Annotated in this window: 15 protein-coding genes; 10 read left to right on the top strand and 5 right to left on the bottom strand. The window is 35.6% G+C overall.

Annotated features, from left to right (window positions below):
• Window positions 1-576 precede the first annotated feature (576 nt).
• From QZ136_RS02725 to QZ136_RS02715, 3 genes are all read right to left on the bottom strand, one after another.
• Window positions 577-1,584, bottom strand: a complete 1,008-nt coding sequence (locus tag QZ136_RS02725; RefSeq protein WP_291400060.1) for an NAD(P)H-dependent glycerol-3-phosphate dehydrogenase — start codon at window positions 1,582-1,584, stop codon at window positions 577-579.
• A gap of 74 nt (window positions 1,585-1,658) precedes the next feature.
• The gene (locus QZ136_RS02720) at window positions 1,659-3,023 is read right to left on the bottom strand and encodes an efflux RND transporter periplasmic adaptor subunit (RefSeq protein ID WP_291400058.1); all 1,365 of its coding nucleotides are present in this window, start codon (window positions 3,021-3,023) and stop codon (window positions 1,659-1,661) included.
• A 30-nt stretch (window positions 3,024-3,053) separates the two neighbouring features.
• Entirely contained in the window at window positions 3,054-4,331 is a 1,278-nt protein-coding gene (locus tag QZ136_RS02715) for a TolC family protein (RefSeq protein WP_291400056.1), read from the bottom strand.
• 169 nt (window positions 4,332-4,500) lie between these two features.
• On the opposite strand from QZ136_RS02715, the gene QZ136_RS02710 reads away from it, so the two are divergent.
• The 9 genes from QZ136_RS02710 (at window position 4,501) to rlmH (ending at window position 16,668) form a co-directional block, all read left to right on the top strand.
• A complete protein-coding gene (locus tag QZ136_RS02710; RefSeq protein WP_291400053.1) occupies window positions 4,501-5,121 on the top strand; it encodes a polysaccharide deacetylase family protein in 621 nt (206 codons plus the stop codon).
• 148 nt (window positions 5,122-5,269) lie between these two features.
• Window positions 5,270-5,641 carry a hypothetical protein gene (locus tag QZ136_RS02705; protein WP_291400051.1) on the top strand — a complete coding sequence of 124 codons (372 nt, stop codon included), beginning with the start codon at window positions 5,270-5,272 and terminating at the stop codon, window positions 5,639-5,641.
• A 139-nt stretch (window positions 5,642-5,780) separates the two neighbouring features.
• Window positions 5,781-6,602, top strand: coding sequence for a FixH family protein (locus QZ136_RS02700; protein WP_291400050.1), 822 nt, complete (start codon window positions 5,781-5,783; stop codon window positions 6,600-6,602).
• Between the two features lie 4 nt (window positions 6,603-6,606).
• On the top strand, window positions 6,607-8,631 hold the full coding sequence (locus QZ136_RS02695) for a TonB-dependent receptor (RefSeq protein WP_291400048.1): 2,025 nt from the start codon (window positions 6,607-6,609) through the stop codon (window positions 8,629-8,631).
• A gap of 81 nt (window positions 8,632-8,712) precedes the next feature.
• On the top strand, window positions 8,713-9,069 hold the full coding sequence (queD, locus tag QZ136_RS02690; protein WP_291400045.1) for a 6-carboxytetrahydropterin synthase QueD: 357 nt from the start codon (window positions 8,713-8,715) through the stop codon (window positions 9,067-9,069).
• Between the two features lie 229 nt (window positions 9,070-9,298).
• Window positions 9,299-11,560 (top strand): aconitate hydratase, encoded by a 2,262-nt coding sequence (locus tag QZ136_RS02685; RefSeq protein WP_291400043.1) that lies wholly within the window; start codon window positions 9,299-9,301, stop codon window positions 11,558-11,560.
• 105 nt (window positions 11,561-11,665) lie between these two features.
• Entirely contained in the window at window positions 11,666-12,532 is an 867-nt protein-coding gene (locus QZ136_RS02680; protein ID WP_291400041.1) for an SDR family oxidoreductase, read from the top strand.
• 81 nt (window positions 12,533-12,613) lie between these two features.
• On the top strand, window positions 12,614-16,195 hold the full coding sequence (locus QZ136_RS02675) for a PKD domain-containing protein (RefSeq protein ID WP_291400039.1): 3,582 nt from the start codon (window positions 12,614-12,616) through the stop codon (window positions 16,193-16,195).
• On the top strand, window positions 16,195-16,668 hold the full coding sequence (rlmH, locus tag QZ136_RS02670; protein WP_291400038.1) for a 23S rRNA (pseudouridine(1915)-N(3))-methyltransferase RlmH: 474 nt from the start codon (window positions 16,195-16,197) through the stop codon (window positions 16,666-16,668). Before QZ136_RS02675 ends, rlmH begins: the two co-directional genes overlap by 1 nt.
• A 190-nt stretch (window positions 16,669-16,858) precedes the next feature.
• On the opposite strand, the gene QZ136_RS02665 is transcribed toward rlmH, so the two are convergent.
• Window positions 16,859-17,377 (bottom strand): DUF5606 domain-containing protein, encoded by a 519-nt coding sequence (locus QZ136_RS02665; RefSeq protein ID WP_291400036.1) that lies wholly within the window; start codon window positions 17,375-17,377, stop codon window positions 16,859-16,861.
• An 87-nt stretch (window positions 17,378-17,464) separates the two neighbouring features.
• The gene (locus QZ136_RS02660; protein WP_291400034.1) at window positions 17,465-17,902 is read right to left on the bottom strand and encodes a peptidylprolyl isomerase; all 438 of its coding nucleotides are present in this window, start codon (window positions 17,900-17,902) and stop codon (window positions 17,465-17,467) included.
• A 187-nt stretch (window positions 17,903-18,089) separates the two neighbouring features.
• On the opposite strand from QZ136_RS02660, the gene QZ136_RS02655 reads away from it, so the two are divergent.
• Window positions 18,090-19,277, top strand: a complete 1,188-nt coding sequence (locus tag QZ136_RS02655; protein WP_291400071.1) for an asparagine synthetase B — start codon at window positions 18,090-18,092, stop codon at window positions 19,275-19,277.
• The last annotated feature ends 61 nt before the right edge of the window (window positions 19,278-19,338 follow it).

Below are 19,338 nucleotides of genomic sequence, written 5' to 3'. Positions count from 1 at the left end.
AGCCACCGGGTAACAGATGTCGCATGTCTAACCAACTAATTACTAACCAACTAACTACTACCCATCTAACTACTAACCAACTAACCAACTAAATTGTCTGAACTGTGATTTATTTGATTTGTGTGATTACGGAGATTAGAAAAAGGATTAAGGAGCAAGGAACAAAGAGTAAAGACAAAAGAAATCACATGAGTATTTCAGATGTTGTTAGCCTGGCTTCGGGTACCTCAGCCACCGGGTAACAGATGTCGCATGTCTAACCAACTAATTACTAACCAACTAACCAACTAGTTAGAGCAAGGAATAAGGAGCAAGGAATAAGGACAAAAAGCTGATAACTCTATTTTTGAGGTTAATAAATGGCTTGGAGGGCTTGGCTTCGAGTACCTCAGCCACCGATAACAGATGTCGCCAGCCTGATAACTGACAACTAAATTGTCTGAACTGTGATTTATTTGATTGATGTGATTACGGAGAGGATTGTTGCAAACTAAAAGTATCGGGCTTCGAGAACCTCAGCCACCGGATAAAAAATGTCGCAGGCCTGATAAAGACAACTGATAACTGCCAACTGATTTACGTCAACTGCTCAGAAAGCAACTTCATTTCAATCTGCGGAGAATGTCTTTCATAGAGGATTGCATAAACTGCTCTACAGATAGGCATGTTTACCTTGTATGTCTTATTTATCTGATGCAGGCAATACACTGCATAATAACCTTCCGCAATCATGTTCATCTCCAGTTGAGCAGAAGTCACGGTATAGCCCTTCCCTATCATGTTTCCGAAGGTACGATTACGACTGAACTGAGAATAGGCCGTTACGAGTAAATCGCCAAGGTAAGCCGATTCTTTAATATCTCGATCAATGGGGTGTATCGCATTTACGAAACTTTCAATTTCACGTACGGCGTTTGAAATCAAAACGGCCTGGAAATTATCACCATAGCCTATTCCGCGACAAATGCCACTAGCTACAGCATAAATATTCTTCAATACTGCGGCATATTCAGTCCCGAAAATATCATCCGATACATTTGTTTTAATATAGCGTGTATTTAACATGGATGAGAAATGAGAGGCCAACTCCGTATCTTGAGATGCAATGGTAAGATAAGATAATTTTTCAAGCGCTACTTCCTCTGCGTGACAAGGACCGCTAATCACTATAATATCACTAAATGGAATATGATAATGTTGGTTCATAAATTCACCAATAATCATATTCTCATCGGGAACAATCCCTTTAATGGCAGAAATGATTTTTTTGCCTTTGAGGTCTTCGGGACTAATATCCTTTAGGGTATCTTTCAAGAATGCTGCCGGCACATTTAATAAAATGAAATCGCATGCGGCGATAATATCCTTGAGGTTTGAGCTGAGATTGCTATCTGGGACTTTTATCTCAACAGAGCTGAGGTAATGAGGATTATGATTGTATTGGCGAATATGCTCAATAGCTTCCTCATTACGCATCCACCAGAAAATCTCCTTTTCGATAAGATTATCCGACAAAATCTTTATGATGGCGGTCGCCCAACTACCTCCCCCTACTACAGCTATCTTTTTGTGAATATGCGTCATAATAAAAAATCCCGATAGATTAATTGATGTAAATACAATTAATCGACCGGGACAAGTTAAGAAAATCTTAGAAATTAGTCTTTCTTTTCGCCTGTAAAAAGCTTTTCCTTATCAACTTTTTCAACTACCACACTATCTTTCAAGGTTTTGGAAATGGCAGTAAAAGGAAGAGAAACCACCTCTTCACCACCCTTTAATCCAGATTTAATCAAAATATAAGTATCATCTTGGATTCCTGTAGTTACTAAAACCTGTTTAACTTTACCTGCATTATAAACAAAAACATATTCTTTAACAGGTTCAGCATCTTTTAATTTATCTTTTTCATCTTTGGCTGAAGCTGGCTTAACTTCACCTTCAGATTCATTAATTTCCTTTTTCTTCTCACGGGTGGTTACCGATTGAATAGGGACAGCGATACCAGTATATTGTTCTGTTTGAATATCTACTGTTGCTGACAATCCCGGACGGAATGGAGATGGATTAGCTGAATCAGAACGTACTAATTTAGCATATGATTCAGGTAAAATACGCACCTTAACGGTAAAGTTAGTAACCTGATCAGTTGATGTACCCACAATGCTTGAAGAGCTAGCAATTTCAGTAACTTCACCTTTAAATTTTTGATTTTGAAATGCATCTACCTCAATATCAGCTAAATCACCGATAGAAACGCGATTGATATCACTCTCATTAACATCCACACTAACTTCCATTGAACTAAGATTTGAAATTCTCATTATTTCAGTCCCAGCCATTTGAGAAGTTCCCAAAATACGATCTCCCAATTCAATTGAAAGTTTTGAAATGACACCATCAACAGGCGCAAAAATTGAAGTCTTGGCTAAATTAGCACCAGCTTCTTTTACTACTGCATTAGATTGATCTACTCCGAATTTAGAAGCCACTACATTTTGACGTACCGACTCCAAATTAGCTTTGGAACTTTCAAATTCTGCCTTTACCGCATCAAATTCTGCTGCCGATAAAACTTTTTTAGCAAAAAGCTCTTGATTTCTCTTGTATTTAGCTGAAACATTGGCAAAATTAGCCTCCGCCTGTTTTAGTTGCTGTTGAGTGCTTGCTAAAGATGCCTTCTGACTATTTAAAGAGGCTACAGCACGGTCAAAGCCAGACTGAAGAACATCTGGACGAACCCTACATAATAATTGACCTTTTTTTACTACGTCGCCCTCTTTAACATGAAGTTCAACTACTTCACCTGAAACTTCCGCACTTAACTTCACTTCAATTTCTGGTTGAACTTTACCGCTTGCTGAAACCGTTTCTACAATTGTGCGCTTCTCTGCTTTCTCAACGGCAACCTGAGTTACCTCACTCTTACCAAACCAGCCGAGTTTATTTCCGGCTACTGCCACTACTAGAAGTATTCCTGCTCCAATGAGCACATATTTTAATGTATTGTTTTTCTTTGCCATGTTTTGATTATAAGGAAAAAGGAGTTTTAATTAAAATGTTAAGGGGTTACCCAGATAAAAATCAATGACTTTACTTCTAAAAATAAAATCATATTGTGCCTGTATCTGGTCGAATTGTGCTTTATTTAAGTTTGTTTGAGCCTGATTATAATCCAAAGAGTTTACCAAACCAACCGAATAACGTTGTTCAATCACGTTAAATGCTTCTTTCGATGATTCAAAGGCTGTTAATGTTGAATAATAGCGTTTTTCGGCTGCTCTTAGATCATATACAGCCTGATTGATAACTTTATTAAGGTTATTTTTTGCTAATTGTTCATTTACCAAAGAGTTTTGGAAATTAATTTTTGCTCTTCTCACGGATGAACGTGCTGCCATACCATTAAAAATGGGAATACTTAAGCCAAATCCGATAAATTGATTAAAGTTATCTTTAATCTGAGTACTAAACCCATTATTTCCAAAAGAACCATTTGAATATCGAGTTCCGAAACCTGATTGCAGATTTAATGAAGGATAGTAATTGCCTTTGGCGATATCAATTCCCTTTTCAGAAGCCTGTCTTCTCAATTCAGCTAAACGAATATCAGGGAAGCTAGAAGCAGCAGATTTAAAAACATCTGATGCGGAATATGCAGAATTAAGCTTCGACATATCTTCCATTTTCGGCTTTTCAACAACAAAAACTGAAGATGGATCAAGTTCCAATAGCTGCGCAAGATTTAAAAAAGCAAGATCAACCTGATTTTGAGCATTGGTAACATTAAGCTCTGCAGTAGCAAGTTGAGATTTAGCTTGGGATAAATCGGCAAGAGTTTTTGACCCAACATCAAAAAACTTTTGTTCAATATCTAATTGTTGTTTCGAAATAGCAAGTTGTTGCTGTGCAGCGATTAAAATATCTTGTGAATTAAGCACAGAAAGATAGCTTGTTACAACGTTCAAAACTAAATCATTCTTTATTTTTTGAGTATTACTCTTATCAGCATCTAGCTGCAATTTGTTCTGAGAAATCTGGTTAATTTTCTGAAATCCTTGAAAAAGAGCTGTTCCGGATGATAAATTCCCACTAGTTGAGGTGATTGCCTGATTAACAAACTGATTGGTTAATGGGTCAATACTTCTACCAAAATTGAAATTTAAACCCGTATTCGCATTTAAGGTTGGAAGTAGAGCTAATTTTGATTGCTGCAGATTTTCTTCAGAAATGGCCTCTGTAAATTGAGCTTGTTTAATTTGAAGATTATTCTCAATCACAAGCTCAGTGGCACGTTTTAAGGTTAAAAGCTCCTGGGCTGATAATGACATAGCAGAAAAAAATATTCCCAAAAAGCTAAGGAGAACATATTTAAAAAAGCACTGATGTTTTATGTGTTTCATATATTAATTAACAGAATTGACTCATTTATAAATCCGTGTAAAAATACTACCATTTAATTAGCTAACATATTTATCTTCGTAATAAATTATTAAGCATTTGTATTTATCCTATTCCCCTTTATGGTTGCAGTGGTTTTATCCTACATTAACCTGGCATAAAAGCAGGGAAGAAAATATCATTTTTCTCACTTTTGACGACGGACCTATACCAGTTGTTACACCATTTGTATTAAATACACTTAAAAAGTTTCAAGCAAAGGCTACTTTTTTTTGTATTGGAGAAAACATCGATAAATATCCAGAGGTTTTTTCGGATGTTATTGAGTCAGGTCATGCCGTGGGAAATCATACCTACAACCACCTTAAAGGATGGAATACTAAAGATAATGATTATTTAGATAATATCCAAAAATGCACACTACATACAGGTATAAGGCTTTTTAGACCCCCTTATGGTAGAATTACAAAATCTCAAATTAAGGCATTAAAAATCCAAAATCCTGAAATAGAGATTGTAATGTGGGATGTTTTGAGTGGCGATTTTGACCAATCAATAACAGCCGAAAAATGCATAGAAAATGTTTTGAAAAATGTTAAAAATGGGTCGATTATTGTTTTTCATGACAGTTTAAAAGCTTTTGAGCGCCTTGAGAAAAGTTTACCTATCATTCTCGAAATATTAACTAAGCAGGGATATAGTTTCAAAACACTCCTTTAGCAATTTCTTCATACAAACAATCAACAAATTTGATACATTCAAAGAATGACTTTAATGAATATATAGCGCATTTTAATGATTAAAATCATTTTTTTGAATTTTAAGTTTCGTAATTTTGCATCCAGATAATAGAGATTTCCTCTAAGAGATGAGCAGAACGGTTAGTTTATTTTTGATTTTGGCCCTTGGTTTTCAATGTCTTAGCAAACTAAGTTTAATTGCTTATTACAATATTAACATCGAGTATATTATCCAAGAACTTTGTGAGAATAAAGATAAACCGCAACTTAATTGTAAGGGGAAATGTTATCTCAAAAAGAAACTGAATGAAGCAAACAAAAGTGAAGAACAGGCTGCGGGTTCGTTAAAGCGTTTAGAGCTTCCAGTCTTTATTTGTAATTCATTCGATTTTAAAATCATTCAATACTCTGATATCACGATTTTACCTAATTACTTGAAAGACCTATATTCTCTTTCATTAAGTGAATTCATTTTCCATCCCCCTTGTGTAAAGGCATAATTCCTTATTCAGCAATTTTTGCTGATTTTTCTCAATTACAATTTTATAAAATTTCCAGGCCTAAAAGCTAGGGACTGCTATTGCTATATATTTTGCACTGCGGATCTTTTGGGCCACAATTATCAATTAGAAACACATCATGAAAAAAATATATTTTTATTTTATCACTATTGCACTTATTATCACTTCATCTTGTAAAAAAGACAATAATTTAGAGATTGAAGATCCGAAAAGTTCACTGATTAAAATTTCTGAATCATATGCTATAGGTTCATCTGCAAAGGTTGAATTATGGTCCAAAACAGAACTTAGCACAGGTTACCAGAATTTATTTATTGCTCTTTATGATTCTATATCCAATAAATCCATAAGCACGGCAGAGGTTCAAATTATGCCAATGATGGACATGAACATGAATGGGATGAAGATGAGTCATTCTTCACCTTTCGAGAATCCAGCAAGTATCAATGCTACTAATTCTTTATTTCCATGTGCTGCAGTGTTCACTATGCCTAGCAATGGAGCAAATGGAGTATGGAAAATGAAAGTATTGGTAAAAAAAGAAGGTAGTAGTAAAAATGGATTAGCAGAATTACCATTAACAGTTAAGCAATCCAATCCAGAACGAGTAAAGACTATCACAGCAGCAGATGGCAGCAAAATAACGATAGCCTATATTTTACCTACTAATCCTAAAGTTGGCATAAATGATTTTGAGATAAGCGTTAACCGTAGACAAGATATGATGACATTTCCTGGCGACGATAGCTATACAATTACCATGACGCCAGAAATGCCAAGCATGGGACATGGTTCACCGAATAATGTAAACCCTGTGCACATCAAAAATGGCCGTTATAAGGGAAAAGTGAATTTCACTATGACTGGAGATTGGAGAATACACCTTGATCTTAAAAAAGACAATAAGACGGTAAGTACATTTTTTGATCTCTTATTCTAATTTTATGAAAAGCTCATTTAAAGCATTTTTAGGAGTCAATATTCTTATACTTTTAAGCACTTCTTTAGTAGCACAAGAGATAAAAGATAGTATATATAAACGGCTAATTTTAAAAGAAGTTTATATACAAAGTCAAGTACAAAGCAAGCATCCAACATCAGGCTTTTATCAATCATCTGGTTTGGCTAATACCGAGGATATACTTTCCAAAATAGAAGGAATCAGCCTAATTAGAAGGGGGCCTATTGGAATGGAACCCGCTTTAAGAGCATTTAGTGGTGGCCAGGTAAATATGGTGATTGATGGGATGAAAATTTTTGGTGCATGTACAGACAAGATGGATCCGGTTACGATTTATACAGAACCTGTAAATCTGAAAAGTATTGACATTAAATATGCTGGAGATGGCATGGCTATGGGTTCCTCTGTTGGAGGAACCCTTAACCTAAAACTTGCGGAAGCTGAACTAAATTCTAACAGAATCCTTAATGGAACAGTTTCAAGCGGATACTATTCGGCCGCAAAGTCATTATTAAATACCATGACTTTAGAATATAGTTCTGAAAAATGGGGAATTAGGGGAAGTGGGGTATACAGAAAAGCCGACAATTACAGAAATGGATTGGGTCAGGTAGTAGCCTTTTCGCAGTATGAAAAGACTAATGCTAATATTTCAGGGAAATATAAAATTAATGCAAAAAGTACTCTCAAGGCCGACTTGCTAGTTGATGATGGTTGGAACATTGGTTATCCAGCACTCCCGATGGATGTTGGCTATGCAAGAGCTAGAATTGCAGCACTTACATACCAAATTAACACACCCGAAAAACTAATTCAGAGTTTGGAGGCAAAAGCATACCTAAATAGTATTAAACACGCTATGGATGATACTAATCGTCCGCTTGTACCAATTCATATGGATATGCCAGGAGAAAGTAATACTCAGGGAGTATTTATTGATGCAAAACTTAAGAATCTAAACAAGCATCAGTTAAACATAAAAATTGATAGTTATCACAACAGAGTTAAAGCAGACATGACAATGTATCCAGAAAATAGTGCTGCAATGTACATGTTAACATGGCCAGAGAATCATCAAACCGTAACAGGAATATATGCAAATGATAGATTTAGTATTAACAAAAACAATTGGATTGATCTTAAAGTCAGACTAGATGTAGCTCAGTCTAAAATAACTGGAGAAATGGGAATTAATCAATTTGCTATTTTGGGTTACGATGTTTCTAAAGCATCTACGCGTATGTTGAAGAATATAAGTGTAGGCTATACCAAATACCTAAATAGTCAATTTACTTTATACGGAAATATTGGATATAGCGAAAGATTACCAACAAGTTCTGAACGTTATGGATTTTATCTTTTCAATAGAATGGATAACCACGACTATATTGGTAAGCCTAATTTAAGTAACGAGCAAGCTTTCAATACCGAATTAAATCTGCTTTTTTCAGAGAGAAATTTTTCATTCAAATTGAGTGGATTTAATACTTATCTACGAAACTATATTATGGGAAAAAATATGGATGGATTAAGTGTGATGACAATAGGTGCTGATGGGGTTAGAGGATATGAAAATATAAAATCTGCTAGTATTAGCGGTATAGAAAGCAATCTGAACTACTTTTTTAATGATAAGAATATAGTAATTAATAATACCCTAAAATGGATTTATGCTCATGATAATAACAAAAAGCCTTTGCCACTAATACCTCCACTAAAATCGATTACTAGTCTCCGATTTGTCCGAAATATGTTTTTTATTCAAGCTGAAAACGAATTTGCCTTAGCACAAACCAGAATTAATGAAGAATTTGGTGAAAGAGCATCAAAGGCCTATACTATTCAAAATCTTAGAGCTACTTACAACTTTAATATCCAAAAATATAAACTTCAATTTTCGGCAGGTGCTGAAAACATATTTGATGTTTCATATTTTGAGCATTTAGACTGGGCTAGTATACCTAGACCAGGCAGAAATATTTATGGGATGCTTAGTATGAAATTTTAAATAAGATGAATTATGGATGAGAAAATTTAGAAAACTGATCTCTATCATTTTTATCTTTTCCATTTAGATTATTTTTGCGTCATGATTATTTACAAACAATTTTCTTTTGATTCAGCTCATTTTTTACCCCAGGTACCTGAAGGACATAAATGCGGCAACATGCATGGGCACACCTATTTACTAACTGTATACATCGAAGGCCAACCTGAGGAACATAGTGGATGGATTATTGATTATGGAGATCTAAAAAAGGCTATTAAACCTATTATTGATCAATTAGATCATCATTTATTGAATGAAATCCCGGGACTTGAAAACCCAACAAGCGAAAATCTTTCCATCTGGCTCTGGAACAAAATCAAACCATTAGTACTAGGGTTAAAAAAGATTGAGCTGAAAGAAACTCCAAGTTCTGGAGTAATTTATGAGGGATTTTGATTCCATAAAATATAAAATCAAGCCCAATTTAAATTCATGAAAGGCTATTTTCGTATTACATAAAATATTTTTCACTCAGTTTAGGTAAATATTTTAACAAAATCGAATCTTTTTTTGGCAAATAGCATATTTATTACAGATTCAATAGGCATTCCTCTTCATTTTTCAGGTCGTTTTACGTAACTTCGCTGGCAGTTAAATTAGAATTAATTAAAATCAAGCAAATAACATGGCATTTGATTTAGACATGATCAAAAAAGTTTACAACAACTACGGCCCTCGTATTGAGGCTGCACGTAAGGTAGTTGGTAAACCACTTACATTAACAGAGAAGATTTTATACGCCCATCTTTGGGAAGGTAATGCCACTCAGGCTCATGAGCGTGGTGTTACTTATGTAGATTTCGCACCAGACAGAGTAGCAATGCAAGATGCAACAGCCCAAATGGCTTTATTGCAATTCATGCAAGCAGGAAGACCAACAGTTGCTGTTCCTTCTACTGTACATTGCGATCATTTAATACAAGCGAAAGTTGGAGCTGATTCAGATCTTGAAACGGCCAACACTCAAAATAAAGAAGTATATGATTTCCTTGCTTCCGTATCAAATAAATATGGTATTGGTTTTTGGAAGCCAGGAGCAGGTATTATTCACCAGGTAGTTTTAGAAAATTATGCATTCCCAGGTGGAATGATGATTGGTACTGACTCTCACACTCCAAATGCAGGTGGATTAGGAATGATTGCCATTGGTGTTGGTGGTGCAGATGCATGCGACGTGATGGCAGGTTTAGCTTGGGAGCTTAAATTCCCTAAACTTATCGGAGTTAAACTTACTGGAAAATTATCTGGTTGGGCATCGGCAAAAGATGTTATCCTAAAAGTTGCAGGCATACTTACTGTAAAAGGTGGTACTGGCGCAATTGTTGAATATTTTGGAGAAGGTGCTAGATCACTTTCTGCAACTGGAAAAGGTACAATTTGTAATATGGGCGCTGAAATTGGAGCTACTACTTCAGTTTTCGGGTATGATGATAAAATTGCTACCTACTTAAAAGGTACTGAGCGTGCAGAAATTGCAAGCCTAGCTGATCAAATTAAAGAACATCTTACAGGTGATGATGAAGTGTATGCAAATCCGCATAACTACTTTGATCAAGTTATTGAAATAGACCTTTCTACATTAGAACCACATATCAATGGTCCTTTTACTCCAGATATGGCATGGCCAATTTCAAAATTTGCTGCCGCTGTTAAAGAAAATGGTTGGCCACAAACACTAGAAGTAGGTTTAATAGGTTCATGTACAAACTCTTCATACGAAGATATTTCAAGAGCTGCATCTGTTGCAGAACAAGCAGTAAATAAAAAACTAGTCTCTAAAGCTGAGTTTACCATTACTCCTGGTTCAGAATTAGTTAGATATACTGTTGAACGCGATGGTTTCTTAAATACTTTTGAAAGCATGGGTGGAGTGGTTTTGGCAAATGCCTGCGGACCATGTATCGGGCAATGGGCTCGTCATAGCGATGATCCTACTCGTAAAAACTCAATCATCACTTCATTCAATAGAAACTTCAAATCGAGAAATGATGGTAACCCAAATACACATGCATTCGTAGCTTCACCAGAAATTGTGACAGCAATGACCATTGCAGGTGATTTAGCATTCAATCCACTTACTGATTCACTTACAAATTCTGCAGGTGAACAAGTAAAGCTTGATGAACCACAGGGACTAGAAATGCCTGTAAAAGGATTTGCGGTGGAAGATGCTGGATATCAGGCACCAGCGGAAGATGGAAGTAAAGTTACTGTGCTAGTTGATGAAAAATCATCACGCCTTCAGTTACTTGATCCTTTCAAAGCTTGGGAAGGAACTGATGTTAAAGGCCTAAAACTTTTAATCAAAGCAAAAGGAAAATGTACTACTGACCATATTTCTATGGCTGGTCCGTGGTTGAAATTTAGAGGACACCTAGATAATATTTCTAATAATATGCTAATTGGTGCTACTAATTTCTTCAATGATAAAGCAGATACTGTTAAAAATCAGCTTACTGGAGAATATGGTGCAGTTCCAGCTACTGCTCGTGCATACAAAGCGGCAGGTATAGGAAGTATTGTTGTTGGAGATGAGAATTATGGTGAAGGTTCATCACGTGAGCATGCTGCAATGGAGCCAAGACATCTTGGTGTGCGTGCAATTCTTGTGAAATCATTTGCTCGTATTCACGAAACAAACCTTAAAAAACAAGGTATGCTTGCCTTAACTTTTGCAGATGCAAATGATTATGACAAAATTCGTGAAGATGATGTTATCGATATCGTAGGCTTAAATGACTTCACTCCAGGAAAGCCATTAAATATCGTTCTAAATCACATCGATGGAACATTGGATACATTCCCTGTTAACCACACTTATAATGAACAACAAATTGAGTGGTTCAAGGCTGGTGGTGCATTGAATATCATCCGAATGAATCAATAGATTTAAAATAACATCTTTTTAAAAGCTTAAAGCGAGATTTTTATAATTTAGCTTTAAGCTTTTTTAATTTAAAGGCTTTTATACATTTAATTTAAAATTTCCATCATGTCAAAAATCATTCTTATTACTGGGGCATCAACGGGTATCGGACTAGAAACTGCAATACAGCTTGCCGAGCAAGGGCATAAGGTTTATGCCACAATGAGAAGGCTTGAAAAAAGCACACTACTCAAAGAAAGTGCTGAAAAAAGAAAGGTCAATCTTAGTATTTTACAACTTGATGTGCTTGATGATCAAAGCATTGCAAATTGCATTTCAGAAATTATTGAAAGTGATGGAAGAATTGATGTTCTTATCAACAATGCTGGCGCAGGATTTATTAGAACAATGGAACAAGCCAGTATGGATGAGATTAAGCATGTGATGGATGTTAATTTTTATGGTCCGATAAGATGTAGTAAGGCTGTTTTACCATTTATGAGGAAGCAGAAAAGTGGCCATATCATTAATATCTCCTCTGTGGGAGGTTTGGTTGGACAGCCGGTTAATGAGATCTATTGTGCAGCTAAATTTGCGCTTGAGGGACTTACTGAAAGTCTCGCCACCTATTTAGAGCCCTACTTCGGAATACACATTTCCTTAATTGAGCCAGGAGGGGTAATTACTGAATTTGGCAATAGCTTAACCAATTACTTCAATAGTACAGGTGGAATATTAGATGATGATTACAAACCTCTAATTGAAAACTATATGAGTTATAGAGCAACTTTTACAGATGAAGTAAAGGAAAAAGCATTCCAAAAGCCGGCACAAATTGCTGAACTAATTATTAAATGCATGAATGATCCGCATCCTAAAGTCAGATATATGAGCTCTGAAGGTGTAGCTGCATTCACTAAAGTTAAAACTAGTCTCGACCCTGATGGCGAAATCTTAAAAACACAAGTAAGAAAAGGGGTACTTAATAAGTAGAATCCTACAATCTCCTAATCATCTATAAATTAAAGTCTTCCGATATTTATTTCGGGAGATTTTTATAAATTTGCAATTAAGATGATTAAAAAAATAAGTTTTAGGTTAATTATTTTTCTTGCATTTTTCTGGTTTAAGACGGGGTTGGCTCAAGCGGTTAACGACAGTTTTGACAAGGCTATAACTTTAACAGACCCAACAAAATGCTCATCTGAGGGTACTTATTCAAACATTGGGGCAACAGACGAAAAGAAATTCGAAAAACCGGCCAATTGGTCAACAACAGAGTCTGGGAATGATGTATGGTTCAAATTTACAGCTATAGCAAAGGACTTAAACATTACCGTAACTGGAGATAATACAGGTGGCGGAACCACTGGAGGAACACTTAAGAAACCACATATTGCACTTTATACCATTGATGTTACAGGTACGAGCTTTGCATACAGCACAATAATTGGAGGATACTTACCAGGATCTTCTGTATCAACCTTCAAAAAAGGAGGACTTGTTATAGGCAAAGAATATTACATTAGAGTTAGTGCGGCAGATAAAAATGTTGGAACATTCAAGTTGTGTATCAACAATTATTTTGCACCAATTTTAGCAGGTCAAGACTTTGAAACTGCATCATTTTTATGCGATAAAGGATCATTTACTGAACATAATGTTTTAGGTTCGGGACTAGATAATATGGAATCTTTTGGTTCATGTTTAGGTTGGGAATCAAATACAGCTTGGTATAAATGGGTTGCGGCGAATGATGGGACATTAACAATGGACATTACCCCTATTTTCAATTCAGATGATATCGATTGGGTATTGTATGATTTGGGGCCCTCTGGTGATTTCAGTAATAAAACCCTATTAAGATGTGCAACAGGACATGGTGTAAGCAATAGTGGCTGCCCAACTGAACCTCTTTATTATAAAACAGGCATGAATTTAACTTCAACCGATACCGTTGAAACTTCGGGATGTGGCTTGGGCGGGCAAGATGGATATTTAAAATATGTTGACCTAAAAGCTGGCCATACCTATGCCTTATTAGTTGATAATTACTCGACTGGGAATAATGGCTTTAAAATTGAATTTGGAGGGACTAGCGAATTTGAGGGACCAGTAGCAAAGATTAATTTAATAACAACAGAGCTATGTTTAAACAATCCAAATTTTATTTTCACAAGTACCGGTTCAGAAAAATATGAAAAATTAGAATGGTATTTCGGTGAGGGAGCAAGTATCTCGTCATCAACAGACCCCAACCCTCCACCAATCACTTACTCAAGTCCCGGATACAAAACCGTGTTGCTCCGAGCATTTAACGATAAAGATTGTTCATCAAATATCACGCAATCATTTTATGTGTACCCAAAACCAGAAATACCTGTAATAAATGGCTTAAAATCAAGTTATTGCATCGGCGAAAATATTATTCTTAGTACGCCTTCTCAAACAGATGCTACTTATTCCTGGACTGGTCCGAATGGTTTTACATCAAATTTAAATGAAATCAATATTCTAATTGATGATCCAAATAAAGTGGGCACCTATTCATTAAGTATAAGCAAAAATGGCTGTGTATCTGATATAAAATCAGTAACTATACCCCCAATTGATGCCTTGCCAATTGCAGATTTTAGCAATACTATAAACAACTTATGTGAATCTACACAAAGCTATACATTCACTAATAATTCGACGGGTTACAGCAAATTACTTTGGAATTTCGGCCCTGATGCAAGTATCGCAACATCAACAGATACAAATCCACCAGCCGTTAGTTATTCTAGTCCCGGAATTAAAACAGTAAGTCTGCAAGTATTCAATACTAATGATTGTTTTGTGAGTATTAGTAAATCATTGATGGTAAACACAAAACCAGAATCACCAATAATAAATGGCTTAAAATCAGGTTATTGTATTGGAGATAACATCGTCCTAAGTACGCCTTTACAAACTGATGTAACTTACTCATGGACTGGTCCAAACGGATTTACATCCACTTTAAATGAAATAAGTGTTCTCATTGATAATCCAGATAAAGTTGGGGTTTATAGTCTTAAAATAAGCAAAAACGGTTGTACTTCAGATATTAAATCGGTAACAGTCCCCCCAATAGAAGTATTAGCAATTGCCGACTTTATCCATAGCATTTCAAACCAATGTGAATCCACGCAAAGCTATACTTTCACCAATAATTCAACGTCTTATACTAAAGTACTGTGGAATTTTGGTGCTGATGCAAGTATAGCAACATCAACAGATACAAATCCGCCAGCAGTTAGTTATTCAAGTCCCGGAATCAAAACGGTTAGTCTGCAAGTATTTAACAATAATGATTGTTTTGTAAGTATAAATAAATCAATTAGCGTAAACTTAAAACCAGAATTACCAATAATAAATGGTTTAAAATCAGAGTATTGTACTGGAGACAACATCATCCTGAGTACGCCTTTGCAAACTGATGTTACATACTCATGGACTGGTCCAAATGGATTTACATCCACCTTAAACGAAATAAATATCCTAATTGACAATCCAAATAAAGCTGGCGTTTATAATCTTAAAATAATTAAAAACGGATGTACTTCAGATGTAAGTTCAGTAACTGTTGCCCCTATCGGTCAAAATCCAAAGGCATCTTTTATCACAACTAGCAATAATTTATGCAGCGCAACTCAAAGTTTTACATTTACAAATAGTTCAAGCAACTTCACAAGTTTACGTTGGGATTTTGGAGATGGCGCAAGTATTGCACCAGGCAGTAATAATCTTATTAATACAGTCACCTATTCCACTCCAGGTCCGAAAACCATTAAGCTAGAAGCGATTGGTAGTTCAGGTTGCAGCAACATCTTTAGTCAAGATATTAAAGTTACTATCAGCCCTACAATTCCGGTAATTACCATTATTAAACCAGAATTATGTGAAATAGCATTTATAAAACTCAGCACTCCTCACCAAGATGATGCAATTTATCAATGGACTGGCCCTAATGGTTTTACTTCAAATTTAAGGGAACCAGAAATCCCAGCAAATAATCCCCTGGTAGCCGGGACATATAGCCTAAGCATTAGTAGAGGAACCTGCGTAAGTCCTACGGTAAACGTTAATGTTGAAGCAATATATACGAAACCAATTGCTGAATTCAGGACAGATCCTCAAATGCCATTCAATTTAATTGCTCCATTCGAAGTTCAATTCTTTAATGAATGCAAAGATGCAGACTCATTTTTATGGGATTTTGGAGACGGGAGTACCTCAACAGAGATGAACCCAATACATAAGTATCTTACAAATGAAAATTTCATAGTAACACTTACTGCATTTAAAAACTCTACTTGTACCAGTTCTATTAGCAAAGGAATTAATAGGATTTCTGATGGCTATCCAATGCTTATCCCAAATACCTTTACCCCAAATAATGATGGTATTAACGATGTATTTTCGGTAAGTCTATTAACTGTTTTTAGCTATAAAATTCAAATATTTAATCGTTATGGTGTACCTTTATTTTTCTCAGATGATATTAATAATCATTGGGATGGAACTTTTAATGGTAAACCTCTGCCAGTTGGTACCTATTACTATTTAATTAATGCAATTGATTTAAATGGCAATAATATTCAAAAAGCAGGTTCAGTAACGATATTGAAATAATGAAGATTACCCTTCTAACTATTGGCAAAACAGAAGATAAGTACTTATTAGAGGGTATTGATATTTATCTAAAACGCCTTAAACATTATATCCCATTTCGGATTTTGGAAATTCCGGAATTGAAAAACACAAAAAGTTTATCAAGGGATCAGCAAAAAAACAAAGAAGCTGAATTGCTTTTTAAAAACATCCAAAGTACCGACTACGTTATTTTACTTGACGAAAACGGGGCAGAATTCACATCAAAAAAATTTTCAGTATATTTAAATAAGAAAATGGTTGGCGGTCAACAGCACTTAGTTTTCATTATTGGGGGTCCTTACGGATTTAGTGATGAAGTGTATGCGAGAGGCAATGATAAAATATCCCTATCACAAATGACTTTCTCACATCAAATGATTCGCTTGTTCTTCGCCGAACAATTATATCGTGCTTACACCATTTTGAAGGGAGAGCCTTATCACCACGATTAAAAACTATATGTCGGATTATAAGAGAAAATATCTTTTCAAGTACATAAATCCAAGTAATGAAAAGAAGAATTTTTGGATTTTTGTATTAATAGGCCTTGCATTAGGTGCTGCAATTATCTACTTTTTTTAACACAAAAAAATAGGGCAGAAAATAAATAAGTTTCTGCCCTATCAATATTATTGATATTATTTAGACTTTTGGTGCAAGTCTTGTAGCACTTTTACCTGCAGCTTTTGTAGCTCTAGGCTTTTCTTTAGCCACTGGCTCAGGCTTCTTTGTTACATTCCCACTAGCTACTGCACCTTCAGAAATAGGCTCAGGTGCTGCCTCTTCAAATAAAGGCATGTCCTTTATCGTATTAAACCAGCTAATAATCTTTTTCATATCTGATGCGTAAACACGCTCTTGATCATGATCTGGAGCAACTTCTAAGAAGAAAGAACGCAAAGCCTTACCATCCGCAGATTTTGGATCAGGAATGCTCTTAACGTCCTTCATTTTAGAAAAAATATCGCTCAACTTTAGATCATTAGTATCACCAAAAACAGTAATATCTTCTAAAGAGGCCATCTTTGCAGTACTCATGTTGACCACAATTTTATTCTTTAGTTCATCTAGTGTTTCTAAGATAAAGCCAGATTTGTTTTGGCCAATCAATTTGAATAAACCCGGTTTACCCGAAACGGAAACTAGTCCTCTTAAATTCATATTTTTTTTAGATTTGAGAAATGAGATGTGAGATGTGAGATTTTTAGAAAGTAATAATACTCATATCTCACATCTCAAATCTAACCTCTATTCTTCAATTATTTCTATTCCCAATATTTTATCACCCTGACGGATATCATCTACCACATCAACATTTTCAATTACCTTACCGAAACAAGTATGATTACGATCAAGGTGAGCAGTATTTGTACGGCTATGGCAGATAAAAAACTGCGAACCGCCAGTATTTCTTCCTGCGTGTGCCATAGAAAGAACGCCTCTATCATGGAATTGATTTTCGCCACTAAGCTCACAGTCAATACTATAACCCGGTCCGCCAGCGCCTGTACCCGTAGGATCTCCTCCCTGAATAACAAAATCACTAATCACTCGATGGAAGGTCACACCATCATAATATCCTTGCTTTGCTAATTTCAAAAAATTTGCCACTGTATTAGGCGCATCTTTATCATAAAATTGCACGGTCATGTCACCTTTTTCAGTTTTTATAATTGCTTTACTCATAATTCAATTCTTATAATAAACAACAAAGTTAATTATTTAGATCAATTGCTAAAATTCTATAAATATCTTCTTCTTTTTATACCTTTAATAAGGCCTAAACAAATATAAAATCATGCAAAAAGTCTGCTTGACACTGCTTTTTTCCCTTTTTCTTTCCATTTGTAATGCTGCCTCCATTCTAATTCCGATGGATGAAGAACAAAAAAATCATTTAAAAGCCTACGGAATTACGTACTGGGCATTAAAAAATGGAACAGAAACCGATTGGCTCTTAAATTATAGAGGCGGGAGTTTTTTGGTCAAATATTCACAAACAATGGAAAGTGAATGTAAAATTCGTGGTATTTCTTATGAAGTGTTAAGCGATGGCAAAGTAAATCTTATTTTAAATGAGATTACTGACTCATCAGTTAACATGGATATCGTAAAACTCGAAAAGGCACCAAAAATTGCCGTTTATTCTCCAAAAAACAAATTGCCTTGGGATGATGCCGTAACCATGGTCCTCAGTTATGCCGAAATACCCTACGACATTATTTATGACGATGAGGTTCTAAAAGGCACATTGCCTAAATATGATTGGCTACACCTCCATCATGAGGATTTTACAGGTCAGTACAATCGCTTTTGGACTGCCTTTAGAAATGCAAGCTGGTATTTGGAAGATGTGAAGCTACAAGAAGCTACAGCAAAAAGAAATGGTTTCAAGAAAGTTTCTGAAATGAAACTTGAAGTAGCACGAAATATCCGAAGTTTCTGTGCGGGTGGTGGCTTTATGTTTGCTATGTGTTCGGGACCAGAAACCATTGACATTGCTTTAGCGGCTAATGGTGTAGATATTATTGATCGGGTATTTGACGGCGATCCTGCCGATGCTAATGCCCAATCTAAACTTGATTTTAATCAAACTTTTGCCTTCCAAAATTTCAATCTCGACCTAAATCCGGGAAGTAATGAGTTTTCTACAATTGATGCTACCCCCACTAGATCTCAATCTCTAAATAGAACAAACGACTTTTTCACACTTTTCGATTTTTCTGCAAAATGGGATATTGTACCAGCTATGCTCACGCAAAACCACGACAAGGTGATTAAAGGATTTATGGGTCAGACAACGGCATTTAGACGAAATGTGATCAAACCTAATGTATTAGTGATGGGTGAAACTAAAACAAGTGGCGAAGGGAGATATATTCATGGTGAATTGGGCCAAGGCCAATGGACTTTCTACGGTGGTCATGATCCAGAAGATTATCAGCATATCGTTGGCGATCCACCAACAGATTTAAACCTGCATCCTAATTCGCCAGGCTACCGACTCATACTCAACAATGTGTTATTTCCAGCAGCAAAGAAGAAGAAGCAGAAAACGTGATATTAGTTGACAGTTATCAGTTGGCAGTTATCAGACATACGTCAACTGGATATTGTTAACA

The organism is Daejeonella sp. (genome assembly GCF_017495225.1).
Lineage (GTDB): Bacteria > Bacteroidota > Bacteroidia > Sphingobacteriales > Sphingobacteriaceae > Daejeonella.
This window is presented reverse-complemented; position numbering and strand designations above follow the sequence as displayed.

Bases quoted from the DNA above. Each gene is read 5' to 3' on its own strand.
- QZ136_RS02725 (WP_291400060.1), bottom strand. From the start codon at position 1,584: ATGACGCATATTCACAAAAAGATAGCTGTAGTAGGGGGAGGTAGTTGG.
- QZ136_RS02720 (WP_291400058.1), bottom strand. From the start codon at position 3,023: ATGGCAAAGAAAAACAATACATTAAAATATGTGCTCATTGGAGCAGGA.
- QZ136_RS02715 (WP_291400056.1), bottom strand. From the start codon at position 4,331: ATGTCATTATCAGCCCAGGAGCTTTTAACCTTAAAACGTGCCACTGAG.
- QZ136_RS02705 (WP_291400051.1), top strand. From the start codon at position 5,270: ATGAGCAGAACGGTTAGTTTATTTTTGATTTTGGCCCTTGGTTTTCAA.
- QZ136_RS02700 (WP_291400050.1), top strand. From the start codon at position 5,781: ATGAAAAAAATATATTTTTATTTTATCACTATTGCACTTATTATCACT.
- QZ136_RS02695 (WP_291400048.1), top strand. From the start codon at position 6,607: ATGAAAAGCTCATTTAAAGCATTTTTAGGAGTCAATATTCTTATACTT.
- queD (WP_291400045.1), top strand. From the start codon at position 8,713: ATGATTATTTACAAACAATTTTCTTTTGATTCAGCTCATTTTTTACCC.
- QZ136_RS02685 (WP_291400043.1), top strand. From the start codon at position 9,299: ATGGCATTTGATTTAGACATGATCAAAAAAGTTTACAACAACTACGGC.
- QZ136_RS02680 (WP_291400041.1), top strand. From the start codon at position 11,666: ATGTCAAAAATCATTCTTATTACTGGGGCATCAACGGGTATCGGACTA.
- QZ136_RS02675 (WP_291400039.1), top strand. From the start codon at position 12,614: ATGATTAAAAAAATAAGTTTTAGGTTAATTATTTTTCTTGCATTTTTC.
- rlmH (WP_291400038.1), top strand. From the start codon at position 16,195: ATGAAGATTACCCTTCTAACTATTGGCAAAACAGAAGATAAGTACTTA.
- QZ136_RS02665 (WP_291400036.1), bottom strand. From the start codon at position 17,377: ATGAATTTAAGAGGACTAGTTTCCGTTTCGGGTAAACCGGGTTTATTC.
- QZ136_RS02660 (WP_291400034.1), bottom strand. From the start codon at position 17,902: ATGAGTAAAGCAATTATAAAAACTGAAAAAGGTGACATGACCGTGCAA.
- QZ136_RS02655 (WP_291400071.1), top strand. From the start codon at position 18,090: ATGGATGAAGAACAAAAAAATCATTTAAAAGCCTACGGAATTACGTAC.